This is a genomic window from Corynebacterium lubricantis DSM 45231 (genome assembly GCF_000379425.1).
GTDB lineage: Bacteria > Actinomycetota > Actinomycetes > Mycobacteriales > Mycobacteriaceae > Corynebacterium > Corynebacterium lubricantis.
In genome coordinates this window covers 1-16,948 of the sequence record NZ_KB902226.1, presented here as the reverse complement: position 1 = coordinate 16,948, position 16,948 = coordinate 1, and the positions used below count along the sequence as shown (strand labels likewise).

Annotated in this window: 16 protein-coding genes and 1 pseudogene; 7 read left to right on the top strand and 10 right to left on the bottom strand. The window is 58.3% G+C overall.

Annotated features, from left to right (window positions below):
- Positions 1-48 precede the first annotated feature (48 nt).
- Complete coding sequence (locus A37O_RS0110585; protein WP_156802577.1) at positions 49-963, top strand: hypothetical protein; 915 nt, start codon at positions 49-51, stop codon at positions 961-963.
- Here the strand turns inward: A37O_RS0110585 and A37O_RS0110580 are convergent.
- From A37O_RS0110580 to glpX, 3 genes are all read right to left on the bottom strand, one after another.
- Positions 934-1,458: a hypothetical protein gene (locus tag A37O_RS0110580; RefSeq protein WP_018297472.1), complete on the bottom strand. Its 525-nt coding sequence runs from the start codon at positions 1,456-1,458 to the stop codon at positions 934-936. The genes A37O_RS0110585 and A37O_RS0110580 overlap by 30 nt on opposite strands.
- Positions 1,459-1,522: 64 nt before the next feature.
- Positions 1,523-2,923, bottom strand: coding sequence for a class II fumarate hydratase (locus A37O_RS0110575; protein ID WP_018297471.1), 1,401 nt, complete (start codon positions 2,921-2,923; stop codon positions 1,523-1,525).
- A gap of 106 nt (positions 2,924-3,029) precedes the next feature.
- Complete coding sequence (gene glpX / locus A37O_RS0110570) at positions 3,030-4,040, bottom strand: class II fructose-bisphosphatase (protein ID WP_018297470.1); 1,011 nt, start codon at positions 4,038-4,040, stop codon at positions 3,030-3,032.
- Positions 4,041-4,320: 280 nt separating this feature from the next.
- On the opposite strand from glpX, the gene A37O_RS0110565 reads away from it, so the two are divergent.
- Entirely contained in the window at positions 4,321-4,905 is a 585-nt protein-coding gene (locus A37O_RS0110565) for a DUF4245 domain-containing protein (RefSeq protein ID WP_018297469.1), read from the top strand.
- Positions 4,906-4,907: 2 nt separating this feature from the next.
- Here the strand turns inward: A37O_RS0110565 and A37O_RS0110560 are convergent, their stop codons facing one another.
- Positions 4,908-5,174, bottom strand: coding sequence for an exodeoxyribonuclease VII small subunit (locus A37O_RS0110560; protein WP_018297468.1), 267 nt, complete (start codon positions 5,172-5,174; stop codon positions 4,908-4,910).
- Positions 5,175-5,232: 58 nt separating this feature from the next.
- Complete coding sequence (gene xseA, locus A37O_RS0110555; protein WP_018297467.1) at positions 5,233-6,489, bottom strand: exodeoxyribonuclease VII large subunit; 1,257 nt, start codon at positions 6,487-6,489, stop codon at positions 5,233-5,235.
- Between the two features lie 86 nt (positions 6,490-6,575).
- Between xseA and A37O_RS0110550 the strand changes: the two genes are divergently transcribed.
- Positions 6,576-7,541 (top strand): 4-hydroxy-3-methylbut-2-enyl diphosphate reductase, encoded by a 966-nt coding sequence (locus A37O_RS0110550; protein ID WP_018297466.1) that lies wholly within the window; start codon positions 6,576-6,578, stop codon positions 7,539-7,541.
- Between the two features lie 10 nt (positions 7,542-7,551).
- Here A37O_RS0110550 and A37O_RS0110545 read toward each other — a convergent pair whose 3' ends face one another.
- The 3 genes from A37O_RS0110545 to A37O_RS0110535 form a co-directional block, all read right to left on the bottom strand.
- Positions 7,552-8,292 (bottom strand): DUF6542 domain-containing protein, encoded by a 741-nt coding sequence (locus A37O_RS0110545; protein WP_018297465.1) that lies wholly within the window; start codon positions 8,290-8,292, stop codon positions 7,552-7,554.
- Positions 8,293-8,366: 74 nt separating this feature from the next.
- On the bottom strand, positions 8,367-9,470 hold the full coding sequence (locus A37O_RS15375; protein WP_018297464.1) for a DNA recombination protein RmuC: 1,104 nt from the start codon (positions 9,468-9,470) through the stop codon (positions 8,367-8,369).
- A gap of 29 nt (positions 9,471-9,499) precedes the next feature.
- Positions 9,500-10,978 (bottom strand): AI-2E family transporter, encoded by a 1,479-nt coding sequence (locus A37O_RS0110535; RefSeq protein ID WP_018297463.1) that lies wholly within the window; start codon positions 10,976-10,978, stop codon positions 9,500-9,502.
- A 58-nt stretch (positions 10,979-11,036) separates the two neighbouring features.
- Here A37O_RS0110535 and ychF point away from each other — a divergent pair, with 58 nt between their 5' ends.
- The 4 genes and pseudogenes from ychF (at position 11,037) to A37O_RS0110515 (ending at position 13,492) form a co-directional block, all read left to right on the top strand.
- Positions 11,037-12,122, top strand: coding sequence for a redox-regulated ATPase YchF (gene ychF, locus A37O_RS0110530; protein WP_018297462.1), 1,086 nt, complete (start codon positions 11,037-11,039; stop codon positions 12,120-12,122).
- Positions 12,123-12,259: 137 nt separating this feature from the next.
- Complete coding sequence (locus A37O_RS0110525; RefSeq protein ID WP_018297461.1) at positions 12,260-12,619, top strand: hypothetical protein; 360 nt, start codon at positions 12,260-12,262, stop codon at positions 12,617-12,619.
- Between the two features lie 11 nt (positions 12,620-12,630).
- Positions 12,631-12,995, top strand: a pseudogene (locus A37O_RS15720) (zinc ribbon domain-containing protein YjdM).
- Positions 12,996-13,021: 26 nt separating this feature from the next.
- The gene (locus tag A37O_RS0110515; protein ID WP_018297460.1) at positions 13,022-13,492 is read left to right on the top strand and encodes a GNAT family N-acetyltransferase; all 471 of its coding nucleotides are present in this window, start codon (positions 13,022-13,024) and stop codon (positions 13,490-13,492) included.
- On the opposite strand, the gene A37O_RS0110510 is transcribed toward A37O_RS0110515, so the two are convergent.
- Complete coding sequence (locus A37O_RS0110510; RefSeq protein WP_018297459.1) at positions 13,464-14,051, bottom strand: flavodoxin domain-containing protein; 588 nt, start codon at positions 14,049-14,051, stop codon at positions 13,464-13,466. The two genes, A37O_RS0110515 and A37O_RS0110510, sit on opposite strands and share 29 nt — an antisense overlap.
- Positions 14,052-14,137: 86 nt before the next feature.
- A complete protein-coding gene (gene ftsH, locus A37O_RS0110505; RefSeq protein WP_245533833.1) occupies positions 14,138-16,165 on the bottom strand; it encodes an ATP-dependent zinc metalloprotease FtsH in 2,028 nt (675 codons plus the stop codon).
- Between the last annotated feature and the right edge of the window lie 783 nt (positions 16,166-16,948).

Here is a 16,948-nt window from a genome sequence, read left to right as displayed (position 1 = left end):
TTGTCAGGTAACGTCTACGCTGGTTGGCAAAAGAAAGTAGGTGCACACGTGCGATTCTTTGGTCCTTCCCGGCGAAAACCCGCAGAGCCTGACGCCAACTTCCCAGGCCTTGACCGGGAAAAGGCGAACGATCTGCGCACAGAGCTTCGCAAAGCTGCGGAGCAGCGCGGGGCTGCAATCCGCATCAACGGCAGGATGATTCTGCTCGACCATCCTCGGTTGGGGAAGGTCAGCGCGGATGTTTCCGGTGCGGTCCGGCAGCTCGGCTCAAGCGTGCACCCGAAGGCATCGCAGCGGATCGCCACATCATTAGTCGATCAGATGTTGGCTAGTCCCCAGGGCCAGGGCTCTGAAACCGCCTCCGTGTATGCGTCTTTGCGCCCACGTCTCGTCTCTGTCGAGGACGGCCAGGGCACGTTTACAAGCGATACCGCCACAACCATCGTCTTGGATACAGGTCAAGGATTTAAGACGATGTCGGATGATGCCCTTTCGCGTATCGACGATCCCGAGACGCTGCGCCATGCGGCCAGCGTGAACCTGCGCGCAGACATTGAATCGACGTTCGACGTGCAGGTCTCGGATCACGGTGGTGGCGTCGTCGCCATCGAGGCGGTCGGTTCCGAGCTCGCGTCGGCTGCGACGGAATTAGAACTCGTCCTGGATACCTTTGCTCCGCGGATTCCGCGAGATAAGGGGCTGCTATTTGCCATCCCCGCACATGGCACGATCCTCGTCTCACCTGTGGGTGAAGGCGAGGAACTGGTGGCTTCCTTAAACCACATGGCCAAAGTGGCAGTGACGTACCCAACCAGGCAGCCACTGTCTCGCCTGTTGCACTTCTGGCACGAGGGTCACGTGGATACGCTGTCCTCGTTCGACCAAGAGGCCAGGGCAATCGTGATTACTCCGAACGATTACCTCACGCGCCTTCTAAGGTTCGACGGGAACCCCGAAGGATAGGGTCCCTTCGACCTGGTCGATGCCGCCTATGGAATAGACCACGTCGACCAAGCCGGACTCTGGGACGGAGATTTTCCAGGCGCCCTCGGTGCCGGAACAGCCCTTCGTCAACGCGGTGGACGAATACAGCTCGTCGGTGAGTGGCTGCAGCGACACCGCACAGCCCTGGTCAGGGTAGACAATCATGGCGGTATCGCCGCCAAAAGTTGCCACAGCCTGCCAGCGCGACCCTGCAGTTTCCTCGGCGACACTTTGGACTTCGCCAACATACGTTCCCTCCGGTGGTGCATCTGGAGAGGCGCCAGGGGTTTCCGGGGTCGCCGTGACTGTCACGGTTTCCGGAGTGGCGGAGGCGCTGTCGTCGTTACGCGAAAAAGCGATCCCACCTGCCGCGATGGCAGCGATCACGGCGACGATGAGCACAATAATGCCACCGGCGACCACGGGGCGATTGGAGCCGGTGGAATTATTTACGTCTGAAAATGAGTCACTCATATGCTAAACCGGCCCGGGGACATCCCTCGGGCCGGCTCCCTTTAGTTAGTCGAACCTGGTGAAATTAATCGCGGTCCGTGTTGGCCATGCTGAGCACGTCGAGGCGACGGTCCAGCTCTTCCTCGGTGAGGGTGGTGCCGTCGACGAAGCCCATGTCGATGACAGTCTGGCGGATGGTCTTGCCCTCTGCGAGCGCGGCCTTGGCGACCTTAGCTGCGTTCTCGTAACCGATTGCCGAGTTCAGCGGGGTCACGATGGACGGGGAAGACTCAGCCAAAGTCTGCATGCGCTCGATGTTTGGCTCGATGCCGTCGACCAGCTTGGTAGCGAACTGACGCGCGGTGTTAGCCAGCAGGCGAGAAGACTCAAGCACGTTGCGAGCCATCACTGGGATGAACACGTTGAGCTCGAACTGACCCTGGGAACCACCGAATGCAATGGCTGCGTCGTTGCCGATGACCTGAGCGGACACCTGGGTGGCAGTCTCACACAGAACTGGGTTGACCTTGCCTGGCATGATGGAGGAACCTGGCTGCAGGTCAGGCAGGTGGATCTCGCCGAAGCCGGTCAGTGGGCCGGAACCCATCAGGCGGATGTCGTTGGCGATCTTGTAGAAGGAGACAGCGACGACGCGCATTGCGCCGGAGAACTCGACGAGAGCGTCGCGGTTAGCCTGTGCCTCGAAGTGGTTCTTTGCTTCGGAGAGCTCCTGGACACCGGCGAGGTTCTTCAGTTCCTCGGTGACCTTTGCACCGAAGTCAGCTGGGGTGTTCAGGCCGGTACCGGTTGCAGTGCCGCCGATTGCGAGCTCGCCGAGGCGAGGCAGGGTAGCTTCGATGCGCTCGATGCCTAGCTCGATCTGGCGTGCGTAGCCGCCGAACTCCTGGCCCAAGGTAACTGGAACTGCGTCCATGAGGTGGGTACGGCCGGACTTGACGACCTCTTTCCACTCGTTTGCCTTGTTCTGCAGGGACTCCTGGAGCACCTTCAGGCCTGGGATGAGGTCGTTGACAGCAGCTTCGGTAGCAGCAACGTGGGTTGCGGTTGGGAAGGTGTCGTTGGAGGACTGACCCATGTTGACGTCATCGTTCGGGTGAATCTCTACACCCTTCTGCTTCGCCAGAGAAGCGATGACCTCGTTGGTGTTCATGTTGGAAGAAGTACCGGAACCGGTCTGGAAGACGTCGATTGGGAACTGGTCGTCGTGGACGCCCTCTGCGATTTCCTTGCCCGCTGCAATGATGGCGTCAGCCTTCGCTGCATCAAGAGCGCCGGAATCCTTGTTCACCTGAGCACATGCAGCCTTGAGCAGGCCGAGGGCGCGAATCTGTGCAGATTCGAGGCCGCGACCAGAAATTGGGAAGTTCTCCACCGCACGCTGGGTCTGTGCACGCCACAGAGCGTCGACTGGAACCTTAACTTCACCCATGGTGTCGTGTTCGATGCGGAATTCCTGCTCGGTCATTTACTATTCCTTACTTTCGAAGTGATCTGATTGTGTGAGATTTTTGGTAGTGCAATAACGCACTACCAAGGGTAGCCGACTTGCGCCACCACATTTTGACAGGTGATTAGTCTAGTGGCTCCGAGTAATCAACAACGGAGTATTCCTGCAGCTTTGCCAGCTTGTGCAGGCTCTCGATGTGGCGGACGGTGCCCGACTTCGAGCGCATGACCAAGGAGCGGGTAGTTGCGCCGTTGGAGCGGTAGGACACGCCACGCAACATGTCGCCGTTGGTGACGCCGGTTGCCGCAAAGTAGCAGTGATCCGACGTGACCAGGTCGTGGTGGGTCAGCACACGGGAGAGATCGTGGCCGGCAGCCAAGACTTTCTCGCGCTCTTCGTCAGACTGCGGTGCCAGCATGCCCTGGATCTCGCCGTCGAGGCACTTCATGGCACATGCGGTGATGACACCCTCTGGGGTGCCGCCGATGCCCATTGCAAGGTCGATCGAGTTATTTGCCTGAGCGGTGGCGATTGCACCTGCGACGTCGCCGTCCATGATGAAACGCACCTTCGCGCCTGCCTCGCGGATATCCTTCACCAGCTGGGTGTGGCGAGGGCGGTCGAGGACAACCACAGTGACGTCAGCAGGTGTGACACCCTTCGCCTTAGCAACAACGGCAATGTTGTGTGCGACAGGAGCGGTGATATCGATCTTGCCAGCGGCCTCTGGACCGGTGGCGATCTTGTTCATGTAGAACGCGTCCTTCGGGTTGTACATCGTGCCACGCTCAGCGGCAGCGATGACGGAGATCGCGTTGGGACGACCCTCTGCCATCAGACGGGTACCGTCGACTGGATCGACCGCGATATCAACGGCAGCGCCCTCGCCGTTTCCGACGTTCTCGCCGTTGAACAGCATCGGCGCTTCGTCCTTCTCGCCCTCGCCGATGACGATGACGCCGTCCATGTTGACGGAATTGATCATCTGACGCATCGCCTCAACAGCGGCTCCGTCACCTTCGTTTTTCTTGCCACGACCAACCCAGCGGCCCGAGGCCAAAGCTGCAGCCTCCGTGACGCGTACTAGTTCCATGGCGAGATTGCGGTCTGGGCGTTCCGGCGAAGTCGCGGACATTCGGTGGCCTCCTGATGAGCTGCTGATGTACTGAATTTGATTATTCGAAAGACTTACAAAAGTCTGCAGCGCACGTAACTTTCCGAGGAGAGCAACGCGCACCTTAACCTCACACTATTGTGGCACTTTTGTGTCCGAGAGTGTGGAATCTCTGTACCGTTTGGGGGTATGTGCCGACCGTCACCATTAATGGCATGTGTTTTTGTCGGGAATCGTTCTTAGACACCACGATTTTGGGGGTGGGTTGGTGGAAACTCGCAGACATGGAATACTGTCCAGCGTGGCTGCACAAGAGAAACCCCGTATTTTCCAGGACGGACAGGACATGGTTTTGTCCATCGGATTGCTCGTCCTCGTGATGTTTGTTTCCGTGGGCTTTACGGGGTTGTGCACTTTTAACCCGGGCGCTCCTGAAAATGGCCCCGTCCAGGAAGTGGACGCCAAGACCTTCACGGACATGGAAGCACGCTCTGTGACGTATCCCGTGCGCTACCCTGAGATGCCCGAAGGCTGGGTGACTAACTCCGCTCGTCGTTCGATGATCGGCGGAGAACCGGCACCTGTGATCGGTTGGGTGACGCCAGACACCGGGTATGTGGCGATGACCCAAACTAGCGCTGATCTGACAGAAGCAATTAAGGCTATCGACGAAGACCCACGCCAGAACACCGACACTGTGCGGATCGCGGGCGAGGACGTGCAGAAATACACCTCCGAAGAACGCGATGTGCGCGACGTGTGGGCTGTTGATCTCGATGACGTCCGATTGGTCTTTACCGGTGCCGGTACTGATGCTGAATTCGAGGAGCTTATCTCGACCGCCATCGACACGGCACCGATTAATACCTCGGTGCCGGTGGACTAGAGCTATTCCGTAGCTTCCCCTACAGGGCTTGTTGTACCCAGGGCTTGCTCAACGCGGGCAGAGGCGCCATCGAGGAGGACCTCGCAGCGCTTCGCTAGTGCTTCGCCGCGTTCCCAGTATTTCAGGGACTCATCCAGGCTCATCTGGCCGAGTTCGAGAATCTTCACGGTTTCGATGAGTTCGTCTCGTGCTTGCTCATAGGTTAAAGATTCAGGCTCGGGGAAGGCGTTTTCTCCTGCTTGACCTTGGCCAACAATGTTTTCCGACATAAAGTGTGATCTCCTTTTGTGATGGGCGTGGGACGTGCAGTTTCGGTGCGTGGCGTACTTAATCAGCGGGCGACGTGGACATGCCGGCGGCCGTAATTGATCCATCGCCGACTCGTATGCGCAGCTGCGAGCCTGGGGGCGCTTGGGCAATGCTTGTGACAACTTCCGGATCGGAGTGATCCCGCGGCAGCACCTGCACAACCGCGTATCCGCGTTCCAATGTGGCGGACGGGCCTAATGCCGACACCTGTGCGCGCAAAGATTGGATTCTGCTGGTTTCCTGCCCCAGGAGGTAAGTCAGCTCCCGGCGAATAGAATTGCGTGCGCGCTCCAACTCGTCGCGGCGCAGATTGATCGGTGTGAGCGGATTCGCCAACACGGGACGCGAGCGTACATTTGCGAGTCCGCGTCGTTCTCGTTCGACCCAACCGCGCAGCGCTGCTGCCATCCGTGAGCGGGCCTCTGCGATCAGCGCGCGCTCCTGGGCAACGTCCGGGACAACGCGCTTGGCTGCATCCGTTGGCGTTGCCGCGCGCAGATCGGCCACATTGTCGAGTACCGGGCTGTCGGGTTCGTGTCCGATGGCGGACACCACGGGAGTTGCCGCAGCAGCAACGGCGCGCTGTAAGGCTTCTTCGGAGAAGGGGAGAAGATCCTCAACGGAACCGCCTCCGCGGGCGATGATAATGACATCAACTTCCGGATCTGTATCCAATGCGCGCAGCGCTTCGATGACCTCGGGCACGGCATTCGCACCTTGGACCGCCGTGTTGATCACACGGAAGGACACCGCGGGCCAGCGATCTTGCGATACGGAGAGCACGTCGCGCTCTGCCGCAGAACCACGCCCAGTGATCAGTCCGATCTTATTTGGGAGGTAGGGAAGTGCCTTCTTGCGTGCAGGGTCAAATAACCCTTCCGCAGCGAGCTGCTTCCTGAGCATTTCGATGCGCGCGAGAAGCTCTCCTTCTCCAACGTGGCGGATCTCGGTGGCCCACAAGGAAAAGGAACCTCGTCCTTCGAAGAATGCTGGTTTGCCGTGAATAACAACGCGGTCGCCATCTTTTAGCGGGGTGGGCATATTGCGCAGCAAACTCGTGGAACAGGTGAGTTGGACACTCGCTTGTTCCTCGGTGTCGCGCAACGTGAGGTACGACAACTTCCACGTTGGCTTCATATTGACTTGAGTGAGCTGACCTTCAACCCACAAGAAACCCAGTCGTTCAATCCAACCTTTCACCGTGGAATTCACCCGTCGAACGGGCCACGGCGTCTCAGATGTGCTGGCGGGCGGCTTAGTGCCGTTATTGTCCACCTGTGATCCTCCTTACTCGGTATTTACTGGGCGTCTGAACTCACCCAGCCTATCCTTTTAGACTGCAATTCGATACGCTGGGATCCATGAGTTCTACAATTAATGACGCAGCCAAGAACGTGCTCCTCGCTGCGCCACGCGGTTACTGTGCTGGCGTAGATCGCGCGGTGGAAACCGTGGAAAAGGCACTAGAGAAATACGGTGCCCCGATCTACGTGCGTAAAGAAATTGTCCACAACAAGTATGTCGTGGAAACGCTGGAGAAGCGTGGCGTTATTTTCGTCGATGAGGCAGACGAAGCACCGGAAGGCGCACACCTTGTCTTTTCGGCTCACGGCATTTCGCCAGCAGTGCGCGAACTTGCGCTCTCGCGCAATCAACAGACCCTCGATGCTTCCTGTCCGCTGGTGACGAAGGTGCACAACGAAGCTAAGCGCTTCGCCCGTGACGGCTACCAGATTCTGCTTGTTGGCCACGAAGGCCACGAAGAGGTCGAAGGTACCGCAGGCGAGGCCCCAGAGATTACGCACCTGATCGATGGTGTGGAAGGCGTGGATTCGGCTCCGGATTTCGCGGAAGACCAGAAACTGGTGTGGCTCTCTCAGACCACCTTGTCCGTGGATGAAACCATGGAGATTGTGAAGAAGCTGCGTGAGAAGTACCCGAACCTGGAAGATCCACCAAGCGACGACATTTGCTACGCCACTCAGAATCGCCAGCAGGCGGTCAAGGCTATCGCCGAAAAGGTCGAGTTGATGATCGTCGTGGGTTCTCAGAACTCCTCTAACTCGAAGCGCCTTGTCGAGGTTGCTCTCGACGCGGGCGCGGATGACTCGCATCTGGTGGACTACGCCACCCAGATCGATGAAGCTTGGCTCGAGGGAGTCACCACCGTGGGAGTTACTTCCGGTGCGTCAGTGCCTGAGATCCTCGTGCGTGAGGTCGTCGAGTGGCTCGACGAGCGTGGCTACAGCAACGTCGAGCAGGTCACCACGACCACCGAGACGATTTCTTTCTCGCTGCCACGCGATCTGCGTCCAGCGCGCACCTAAGATCCACGGGCTAGTCGCCGTAGATATCATCGCCCAGCCGATGACCGGGAGACCGGTCTTGGCGGGGTTTTTTATTGTCTAAACGGTCCACAGGGCGACGAGTAGTGCCGCGGCTTTCGGGTGCCTGGGATTGTTCGGACCGATTAGTCCGTTGGGTTCGACGCGGTGGCTGATAGACGGTTTGATTTCGGCGATCAATGAGCTCTTGAACCGAGACCTGGCTGGTCTGTTCGCGGGCGCGCTGGCTGGTGCGCCGGGTTTCGCGGTTTTCCCGCGAAATCCGCTGGCGATCCGACATTTCTTTTTCTGCTGAGACCTTGTTGTACCGCTTGAGTAACCACACCCGGACCACTGCGATTGCAGCGCAACCCAAAAAAGTCACCAACAGCACTGGGAAGTGCTGGACTAAGGGGTAGACCGACATCAAAATCGAGGTCGTCGAGAACGGATCTCCATAATCGGGCAAGTCGGCCCAGTTCACCACCCAGCCGGTGATGACTAAGAACACCGCGAACAAAATGGGAATGGAGATGACCACGATATAGAGGTTCTTCGGATTCGTCAGCAAAGTTGCCACGACACTCGCGACAACAAACAGAGCGAGGAACGGCCAGCCGAGCGAATGATAAAACCAGCTAATCAATAAACCGGTCAGCAGAGCAGCAACGATGATTCCGATACTGGAGTAAAGAGGGAGCCCCTCAAACTCGGAGGAAGAGCGCCTGCTTCTTCGGTTGGACTGATATGACACGATTTACAAGTCTACCTGGAAAGGGCTTTCGATACGATTCCCGCCCCGGTGAAATAGGTCTAATTATGTTTCCGCTAGAAAGTATCCTGCTCGACGTGCACATCTTGTTCTGGCTCTGCGGGGGCCAGGGGAACCTGTCGCGGAGTCAGGGTGGCACTTTCCAGCTGTGTCGGCTTCTTGCTGGTGCGGGTGGGAATATCAAGTTCGGCCAATTTGCGCGCGGTGACCATCACACGAGAATCCATAGAACCGAGCGTGGCATTGAATGCTTCCGTCGCCTTCTCTAGGGATTGCCCGACCCGGTTGTAATGTTCGCCCATCGTGTTGATGCGCGTATACAGCTCGGCCCCGAGACGCTGCACCTCTTTCGCCCGCTCCGAGATGTCTTCCTGTTTCCAGCCCAATCCGACTGTGCGCAGTAGGGCAAAGAGCGTCGTGGGTGTGGCGATGACGATGTCGCGGGAGAAGGCGTAATCCAACAGCTCCGAGTCCTGGTCGAGAGCGGCATCCAAGAATGGGTCTGCTGGCACAAAAAGCACCACGAACTCCGGGGTGGGCTGGAACGCCGTGATGTAGTCTTTCGAGGCCAAGGTATCTACGTGGTTGCGCAACAAGTGCGCATGACGACGAAGATACCCCTGCTTTTCCTCGGGATCATCGGTATCAAGGGCGTCTAGGTAAGAGGCAAACGGCACCTTTGCGTCGACGATGATGTTGCGACCGCCGCTGAGCCTGACAATCATGTCGGGGCGCAGAATCTGGCCATTTACTCGTGCGGAGACCTGCACGTCGAAATCACAGTGTTCGACCATGCCACCTAACTCGACGACACGCTCGAGTTGGATCTCGCCCCAGCGGCCACGAGTCTGCGGGGAGCGCAGCGCATTGATGAGCTGGTCGGTGCGGTCCGCGAGGCGAGTGGATGTGCGCGTCATCGCTTGGACCTGGCTGGCCAGGGCGGAGTAGGCAACCGCCCTGTCTTCGTCCATGTCATCGATCTGTTTGGTCAACCGCTCCAGCTCGAGGGTATAGGGAGTCAGATCCAACTCGGGTTGTTTCGTGGGTTCAGGATGTGGACTAGCCTGCGACGCCTTGAGACCGCGGTAAAGGTAGCCCAGGGCAAATCCCAGCACTAGGCCAACCAGGAGAGTAAGGAAAACAGAAACGGTCGCACTCATGCACCGCACTATGCCACATACACGCGACGTTACTTCTTCGGACGCCTCATTCTATCGAACATGCGTGCGATAGACTTGCCGACCTTGGCCCCGTCTTTTTTGCTTTTCTCGGCGAGGTCAGCCTGCCATTTTGGTGGGCTGGTCTGCTCCTTGTTGGTGGCATCGTGGGAGGACACGCCATCGTCGTCACGCGTGAAATCTTGGCGCTCGGGGACTTCCTCCGGTTCCCAATCGAGATCCTCGCGCCAAGCCTTGCGCTGCTGGCGACTTTCCTTCTCGCGAATATTGCCGATGATCTCGCCCTCGCGGGTGACAAACGTGATCTCGTCGGCATGCTTTTCGCCGGCTTGGAGTGCCGTCATGTCCTGGATGTAGCGGTAGACTACCGCGATCATGGCGGCGAGAGGCACAGCGAGGAACGCTCCGACGAGGCCAAAGAGACCGCCACCGACTGAGACGGATACCAAGATCACCACGGCGTGCAGATTCATGGCGCGGGATTGCAGGATCGGCTGGAGAATATTGCCCTCGATCTGCTGGACCGCGACCACGATGATCAACACGATGACAGCTTCGGTAAAACCGAGGGAGACCAGCGCGACGATCACGGCCAGGGCACCTGCGGTGAACGCACCGACGATCGGGATGAAGCCGGCAATGAAGGTGATTACGGCCAGGGTAAACGCCATGGGGACACCGACGATGGCGATGCCGATACCAATAAAGAGCGCATCGACGAAGGACACGATGGCCTGCGTTTGGATATAACCGCCCAGCGTGGACCACGCGCGGGTGAGCAGCTCCGTGGCGTGCATTCCCACGCGACGGCCAGTGGCCTTGCGTAGCCACGGCAGGAACTTGTGGCCGTCTTTAAGGAAGAAGAACGTCAAAACAAGCACAACACCGAGGGTGACAATTACTGAGGTAGCGGTGCTGATTCCGGCGAAGACGCCACCGGCGATCGCGCCGGCCTGCTCCTGCAGCCAGGAGGCGATGTCATTGACAACGCTTTCCATATCCGTGGGGTTGATATTGAGCGGCTCGCCCTGTGCCCACAGCTGCAGACGCTGGATACCTTCGACTGCCTGCAGGTACAGAATCTGTGAGTGCGACGCAATATCTGGTGCGATCAACGACACCAAAAAGCCCAGACCGACAAAGAAAATCAGAATTGAGACCAACGCGGCCAGGGCAGAGGGAATACCTAGTTTGCGCATCCACGTCGTTGCAGGTGCAAGCACCGTACAGACAATGATGGCCAGGATGACGGGGAGAACGCCACCCCAGAATGTGCGCACGACGTACCACAGCGCAAAGATCGCGACACCAATAACAAGAATGCGCATCGAAAGCGTTGCGGCAGCTTTCAACCAAGAATCGACGACGATGGTGCGATCGATTTGATCGCTATGGTCGTCGTCACCTGGCGCGGCTACCTCGTCCCACGCTTCGTCGTCACGCGGCGGAATCGCGTTTTTCTCCCGGCGCTCGCTGTTTGTAGAACTCACCTCATCTATATTGCCCTATAAGCGTGGCGTGGGCAGGCGTGGGATAGGATTGGGCACCGTGAGCCTTACACTTGGAATTGTTGGACTGCCCAACGTAGGAAAATCGACCCTGTTCAATGCGCTAACACGCAACGACGTTCTCGCCGCGAACTATCCTTTCGCGACGATCGAGCCGAACGTGGGCGTTGTTGAGCTTCCCGACGAGCGGTTGAACCGCCTAGCCGAGATCTTCGGCTCTGAGCGTATCCTCCCCGCGACCGTGTCATTCGTGGACATCGCCGGCATTGTCAAGGGCGCGTCCGAGGGCGAAGGCATGGGCAACGAATTCCTAGCCAACATTCGTGAGGCAGACGCCGTGTGCCAGGTGGTGCGCGCGTTCGCCGACGAGAACGTGATTCACGTCGACGGCAAGGTTGATCCGGCCAACGATATTTCGGTGATCAACACCGAACTGATCTTGGCGGATCTGCAGACCATTGAGAAGGCGCTGCCTCGCTTGGAGAAGGAAGCGAAGAAGGACAAGGACCTCGCGGCTTCCGTCGAAGAGGTAAAGAAGGCGCAGGCAGTGCTTGAGGACGATCGCACGCTCTTCGCCGCCGCGAAGAACAACGAGATCGACCTCGCGCTGCTCAAGCACCTGCACTTCATGACGGGCAAGCCTTTCCTCTACGTGTTCAACTCCGACGAGGCAGTGCTTACCGACGAGGCGAAGAAGCAGGAGCTGCGCGACATGGTCGCACCAGCCGAGGCTGTCTTCCTTGACGCGCAGACCGAGACCGAACTGCTCGAGCTTGACGACGAGGACGCCCAAGAGCTTCTCGAGTCCGTCGGCCAGACCGAGCCCGGCCTACAGACGCTAGCCCGCGCTGGTTTCGAGACCCTGGGGCTGCAGACCTACCTCACCGCTGGACCGAAGGAAGCTCGCGCATGGCAGATCCGCAAGGGTGACACCGCGCCTCAGGCGGCTGGCGTGATCCACACCGACTTTGAGAAGGGCTTCATCAAGGCCGAGATCGTTTCCTTCGAAGACCTGAATGAGTACGGCTCGATGGCCGAGGCTCGCGCGCACGGCAAGGTCCGCATGGAAGGCAAGGACTACATCATGCAGGACGGCGATATCTGCGACTTCAAGTTCAACGTGTAGCTCACATCCGTATCTCAAAACCGACGCCCTCGCCCAACAAGATTGATTGTGGGGCGAGGGTGTCTGTTTCGCTTTAGGATGAAGGCCAGTGCACGCGAACCGCGCGCTTATCGGACTGAAGATTGGAATCCTCGACGATGAATATGCCGAAGTACAAGCCGAACTCTCTCCTTGACCCAGATGCAGACTTCAAGAAGATTGCCAACGCTACGCCAATCGTCCTGGCGGTGGTTGTCGGCATTGCAGTCGCAATCGCACAGGGATCCTTCGCCATCGGTGTGCTTGTGGGCTGCTTTGCGTTCATTATTCTTGTAGCGGTACTGCGCGTAGATCGCTGGAAGAAGTACGCGTTGTGGATGACAGCATGGTTCGCCTTGATTTTCGCGACTTCGCTATTTGGATTGCTCGGTATGCTTCTTGTCATTGTGGTGACCGTTGGGGTGATCGTGGTGGATACGAGCAAGGTAAAAGAACAGCCGCAAACTAAAAGTTGGTAGATTCTAAATCTATGACTACTGACGTTGTGCTTCCATCGTGCCCCGAGTGTTCCGAACCGTATACCTATGAGCAGGGCGATCTTTTGGTGTGCCCGATGTGTGGGTACGAGTGGATCGCCGAGGTCGGTGGCGAAGAATCTGCCGAGACCGACTCCGTCGTGCGCGACGCGGTGGGCAACGAGCTCGCCGACGGCGATACGGTCACCATCGTGAAAGGCCTAAGGTTTCCGGCGGCGGCGGGGGAGCAATTAAAGCTGGAACGAAGGTAAAGGGGATCCGCTTGCTCGAAACGCCGGTCAACGGCCATGACATTGATGCGACAGTTCCGGGTTTCGGTCGGATGCACCTGAAGTCTTCAGTGGTAAAGAAGGCGTAACACCCGCAATTTATTGGAGGCCAACAATGTCACGACATCGCAATCCAGAAACAGAGCCCGCCGGGCAGGCAGAACTGCTGGACGGGTTCGTCGTCGATACTGATCGGGACCGCCTCGACCTGAAAAAGGTGCACCATTGGTTGTCCACGGACGCGTACTGGGCGAAGAATCGCCCCTTCGAGACCGTGTCCGAGGCCGCCGATTCCTCACTGAACTTTGGTGTGTATTCGAGTACAGGCGAGCAAGTAGGTTACGCGCGAGTTGTCACCGACGGAGTCACCTTCGGGTGGTTGTGTGACGTCTATATCGCACCCGTCCACCGCGGAAAAGGCCTGGGCAAGGCGTTGTCGCAGGCGGTCGTCGATACGCTCGAACCGATGGACCTGAAGCGCATCATGTTGCTTACCGACGACGCCCACGAGCTTTATTCCTCGGTGGGGTTCACGTCGTATCCGAACCTGGATCACGTCATGGTGCTGGATCTGGGCGGGAGCTAAGCCCGCGCACGTACTCCACGATCGGTTCGATTGTGCTGCGGTCGCGGAAATCGATCACCTGACCGTAAGTTTCGTACATCATTTGTGATTCGGCATCGCCCTTGGCGCCTTTGCGCTTAGCGGCTCGACTGACCATCCACATCATCGCGCGGTGCGCGTGAGACATTCGTGGGTAATCGAGGCCGCCGCGTAGGTGGAACCACTGCATGCGGGACTGAATTCCTTCAGAAAAGGTTGCCTTGATCAGGGCCTTATAGGCCTGAATATTTTCCGGATTTTCCGGATCCGACGCGCCGACGGATGCCCCAACCAAAGGTATGTCGGGGTGATTCTCAACGAGCAGGGAGAATTCTTTCGCCCCGTAGTAACTGCGGGCATAGATCGGGCAGACAAGAATGACCACCGATGCCGTGGAGAGGTCGGGATCTGGCTTATCGCCGAGATTGACTAGCATTGCGCCGAGATCCTCGGCGAGCCACTCTGCGTAGCTTTGCGCGTGGCCATATTGGGTGCGATAGACGACGAGAGGAGTGTGGGGTCGGGGCTGGTCTGGCTCCATACCCTTAATTCTATTGCTGGTCGGCGCCCTTTAAAGCGAAAGTGCCGGTCGCGTAGGTCACGCTACCGGCACTTTTACTGAATTACTTACTGCTCAGTTACTGGTTCTGTTTCTTCTTCAGGGTGTCCTGGGGAGCCGGGCTTTGCGCCAACGAGCAGAGCAGGTGCCTTCTGGTGCTTAACACCTGCCACCTCGTAGGCTTCTGCCTGGTCGAGGGTCTCGCGCTCCATCAAGGCGTTCGCCAGAGCGTCGTGCTTATCGCGGTTCTCGCGCAGGATGCGGCGAGTCTCTGCGTAGCAGCCCTTGACTAGGTCGCGGACTTCGTCGTCGACAGCTTTGAGCAGGTCCTCGGATGCGCCGTTGTCGCGGGCGGTGCCTTCCTGTGGGTAGACATGAACAGGACCGACGTTATCGGACATGCCCCATTTGCCAACCATGCTGCGAGCAATGGAAGTGACGGTCTGGAGGTCAGACTCGGCGCCGGTGGTGATCACACCAAAGATTTCCTGCTCCGCGGCCATGCCGCCGAGGGCACCCATGATGCGTCCGCGCAGGTAGTCGTAGTCGTAACCGTAGCGGTCGGAATCCGGGGTGGACACGGTCACACCAAGTGCGTGGCCGCGAGGGATAATCGAGATCTTTCGCACTGGGTCCGCACCTGGCTGCAGCATGCCCAGCAGAGCGTGGCCGGCCTCGTGGTAGGCGGTGCGCAGGCGTTCTTCTTCCGGCATGACCACGTTGCGTTTGGCGCCAAGCTGGACTTTCTCGAGCGCGTTCGTGAAGTCCTTCGCGGTGATCTGGGTGTCCTCGCGCTTGGCAGCCAAGATCGCGGCCTCGTTGGCCAGGTTGGCAAGGTCAGCACCGGTCAGCCCCGGCGTGATCTTGGCTACCTGTTCCAGGTCGACGTCGTCGGCAAGCGGTTTGTTGCGTGTATGTACTTCCAGGATCTGCTCACGGCCGTTGGCATCCGGCGCGGTGACGGTGATCTTGCGGTCGAAGCGACCTGCACGAGTCAGGGCGTCGTCGAGCACGTCGGCGCGGTTGGTGGCGGCCATGACGACGATGCCTTCGCTGCCGTCGAAGCCGTCCATCTCGGTGAGGATCTGGTTCAGGGTCTGCTCACGCTCGTCGCTGCCGCCCATAGACTTGGAGCTGCTGCGGGAGCGGCCAATCGTGTCGATCTCGTCGATGAAGATGATGGCAGGGGCGACCTTGCGGGCCTCAGCAAACAATTCGCGGACGCGCTGCGCACCGACGCCGACGATCATCTCGATGAACTCGGAGCCACTGGCAGAGAAGAACGGCACCTCGGCCTCACCTGCGGTTGCGCGAGCGAGCAAGGTTTTACCGGTACCTGGTTCGCCCTCAAGGAGCACGCCCTTCGGCACCTTGGCGCCGAGCTTGGTGTACTTCTCAGGGTTCTTCAGGAAGTCAACGATTTCGGAGACTTCCGCCTTGACCTCGTCGATACCCGCGACATCGTCGAAGTTAACGCGGACTTCTTCAGGGTTGACGGGCTTGGTCTGCTTGCCACCCATGCCCATCATGCCGCCCATGGCACCGCCGTTTTGCTGAGCGCGGCGCAGAATCCAGGCATAGAAGCCGAAGATCAAGATGATCGGGAGGAAGGAGAAGAGCAGGTTCCAGAACACACCGCGCTCTTGAGTCACGGGTGTTGCGCGGACCTCGACGCCTTTCTCGTTCAGCATCGTCAGCAGATCGTCTTGGGCGAAGGTAGGTCGCTCGGTTTCAAACTGCTGATAGGTCGGGAATGTTTGGCCTTCGGGAAGCTGAGGGCGCTCGCCTTCGAACGGCACGTCGACGGGGTTTTTCAGCACGCCCTGGATGGAGTCGCCGCGGGAGAAAACTTCCTTGACGTTGTCGGCTTCGACTTGGCGGGTGAACTCGGTATAGGAAATCGCTTCCGAGCGGTTTGCCAGGCTGTCCTGGAATGACATGATTCCGAAGAGCAAAAGCCAGCCGACGAAGAAGAAGACGAAGAACCGGATCCAGTTCGGGCCCTTTGGCTGCTTATCGTCGTCATTGTCGGGCAGGCCTTCAGTGCGCCACAAGGGAGGTGGGCGACCGGTGCCGTCGTTATTCGACTTTGACACGCTTCCTTCGGAACGCGGATTTTGAGACTTTTTGAGTTCAGAACTCGGGTTTTCTGCTGAGTCGGTCATAGCTCACTCCAAGTGAATGGGGGGAATGCCAGATAGGTAATCAGGCGAAAGTACGTACACATAGGATTCTTTGAGACTAACTAAGAGTAACTAGCTTTGTGGGCTAAGTCTCGTTCTCGAGGTATTTTTGATCAGTCTCGATTTACCCCCGTGGGGAGTGTATTTTCAGGAGCTAAGCGCAAAGCACGTTTAAAACGGCTAAACTGACCTGCCTTTTTAAGGCATACTTGAGTCAACGGACCTCAACCTGGGAGATGGTCTCAATGCGAACGTTTTTGAAAGTAGTTGGAAGCATCGTTTTGGTCGTGGCGCTGCTTTTTGTTGCGTGGGTAGCCATTTTCTATATCAATTCCAAACGCTTTGCAGCTTCCGACGAGTACCTAGGGTCGAGCGAGACAGCTCTCAGCTCGCCTGGTGTCACGGCCATCGACGGTGATTACTTGGTGGCGCAGCGCTACACACCCTCGGGAGAGGCCCACCCTGGAACCATGGTTGCGTCCAATAGTGTGGTGTACAGCTACCGCCTGGTGAACCCCCCCTGCCGACCAGCAAGGAGACCACCGCGGTACCTTTCGACTCAGCTCCTACACATCCTCGAAAGGACACCAACGATGGCCTCCGCGCCCAATCATATCGACCCCACCGGATACCTCGACGACCTGCTGGCCCAAGCCTCACCCGATCTGATGCGCCAGATGCTCCAGGACACCATCA

What these genes read in the sequence shown, in the direction of transcription:
- A37O_RS0110580 (WP_018297472.1), bottom strand. Translation starts at nt 1,458, where the DNA reads ATGAGTGACTCATTTTCAGACGTAAATAATTCCACCGGCTCCAATCGC.
- A37O_RS0110575 (WP_018297471.1), bottom strand. Translation starts at nt 2,923, where the DNA reads ATGACCGAGCAGGAATTCCGCATCGAACACGACACCATGGGTGAAGTT.
- glpX (WP_018297470.1), bottom strand. Translation starts at nt 4,040, where the DNA reads ATGTCCGCGACTTCGCCGGAACGCCCAGACCGCAATCTCGCCATGGAA.
- A37O_RS0110560 (WP_018297468.1), bottom strand. Translation starts at nt 5,174, where the DNA reads ATGTCGGAAAACATTGTTGGCCAAGGTCAAGCAGGAGAAAACGCCTTC.
- A37O_RS0110550 (WP_018297466.1), top strand. Translation starts at nt 6,576, where the DNA reads ATGAGTTCTACAATTAATGACGCAGCCAAGAACGTGCTCCTCGCTGCG.
- A37O_RS15375 (WP_018297464.1), bottom strand. Translation starts at nt 9,470, where the DNA reads ATGAGTGCGACCGTTTCTGTTTTCCTTACTCTCCTGGTTGGCCTAGTG.
- A37O_RS0110525 (WP_018297461.1), top strand. Translation starts at nt 12,260, where the DNA reads ATGAATATGCCGAAGTACAAGCCGAACTCTCTCCTTGACCCAGATGCA.
- A37O_RS0110515 (WP_018297460.1), top strand. Translation starts at nt 13,022, where the DNA reads ATGTCACGACATCGCAATCCAGAAACAGAGCCCGCCGGGCAGGCAGAA.
- A37O_RS0110510 (WP_018297459.1), bottom strand. Translation starts at nt 14,051, where the DNA reads ATGGAGCCAGACCAGCCCCGACCCCACACTCCTCTCGTCGTCTATCGC.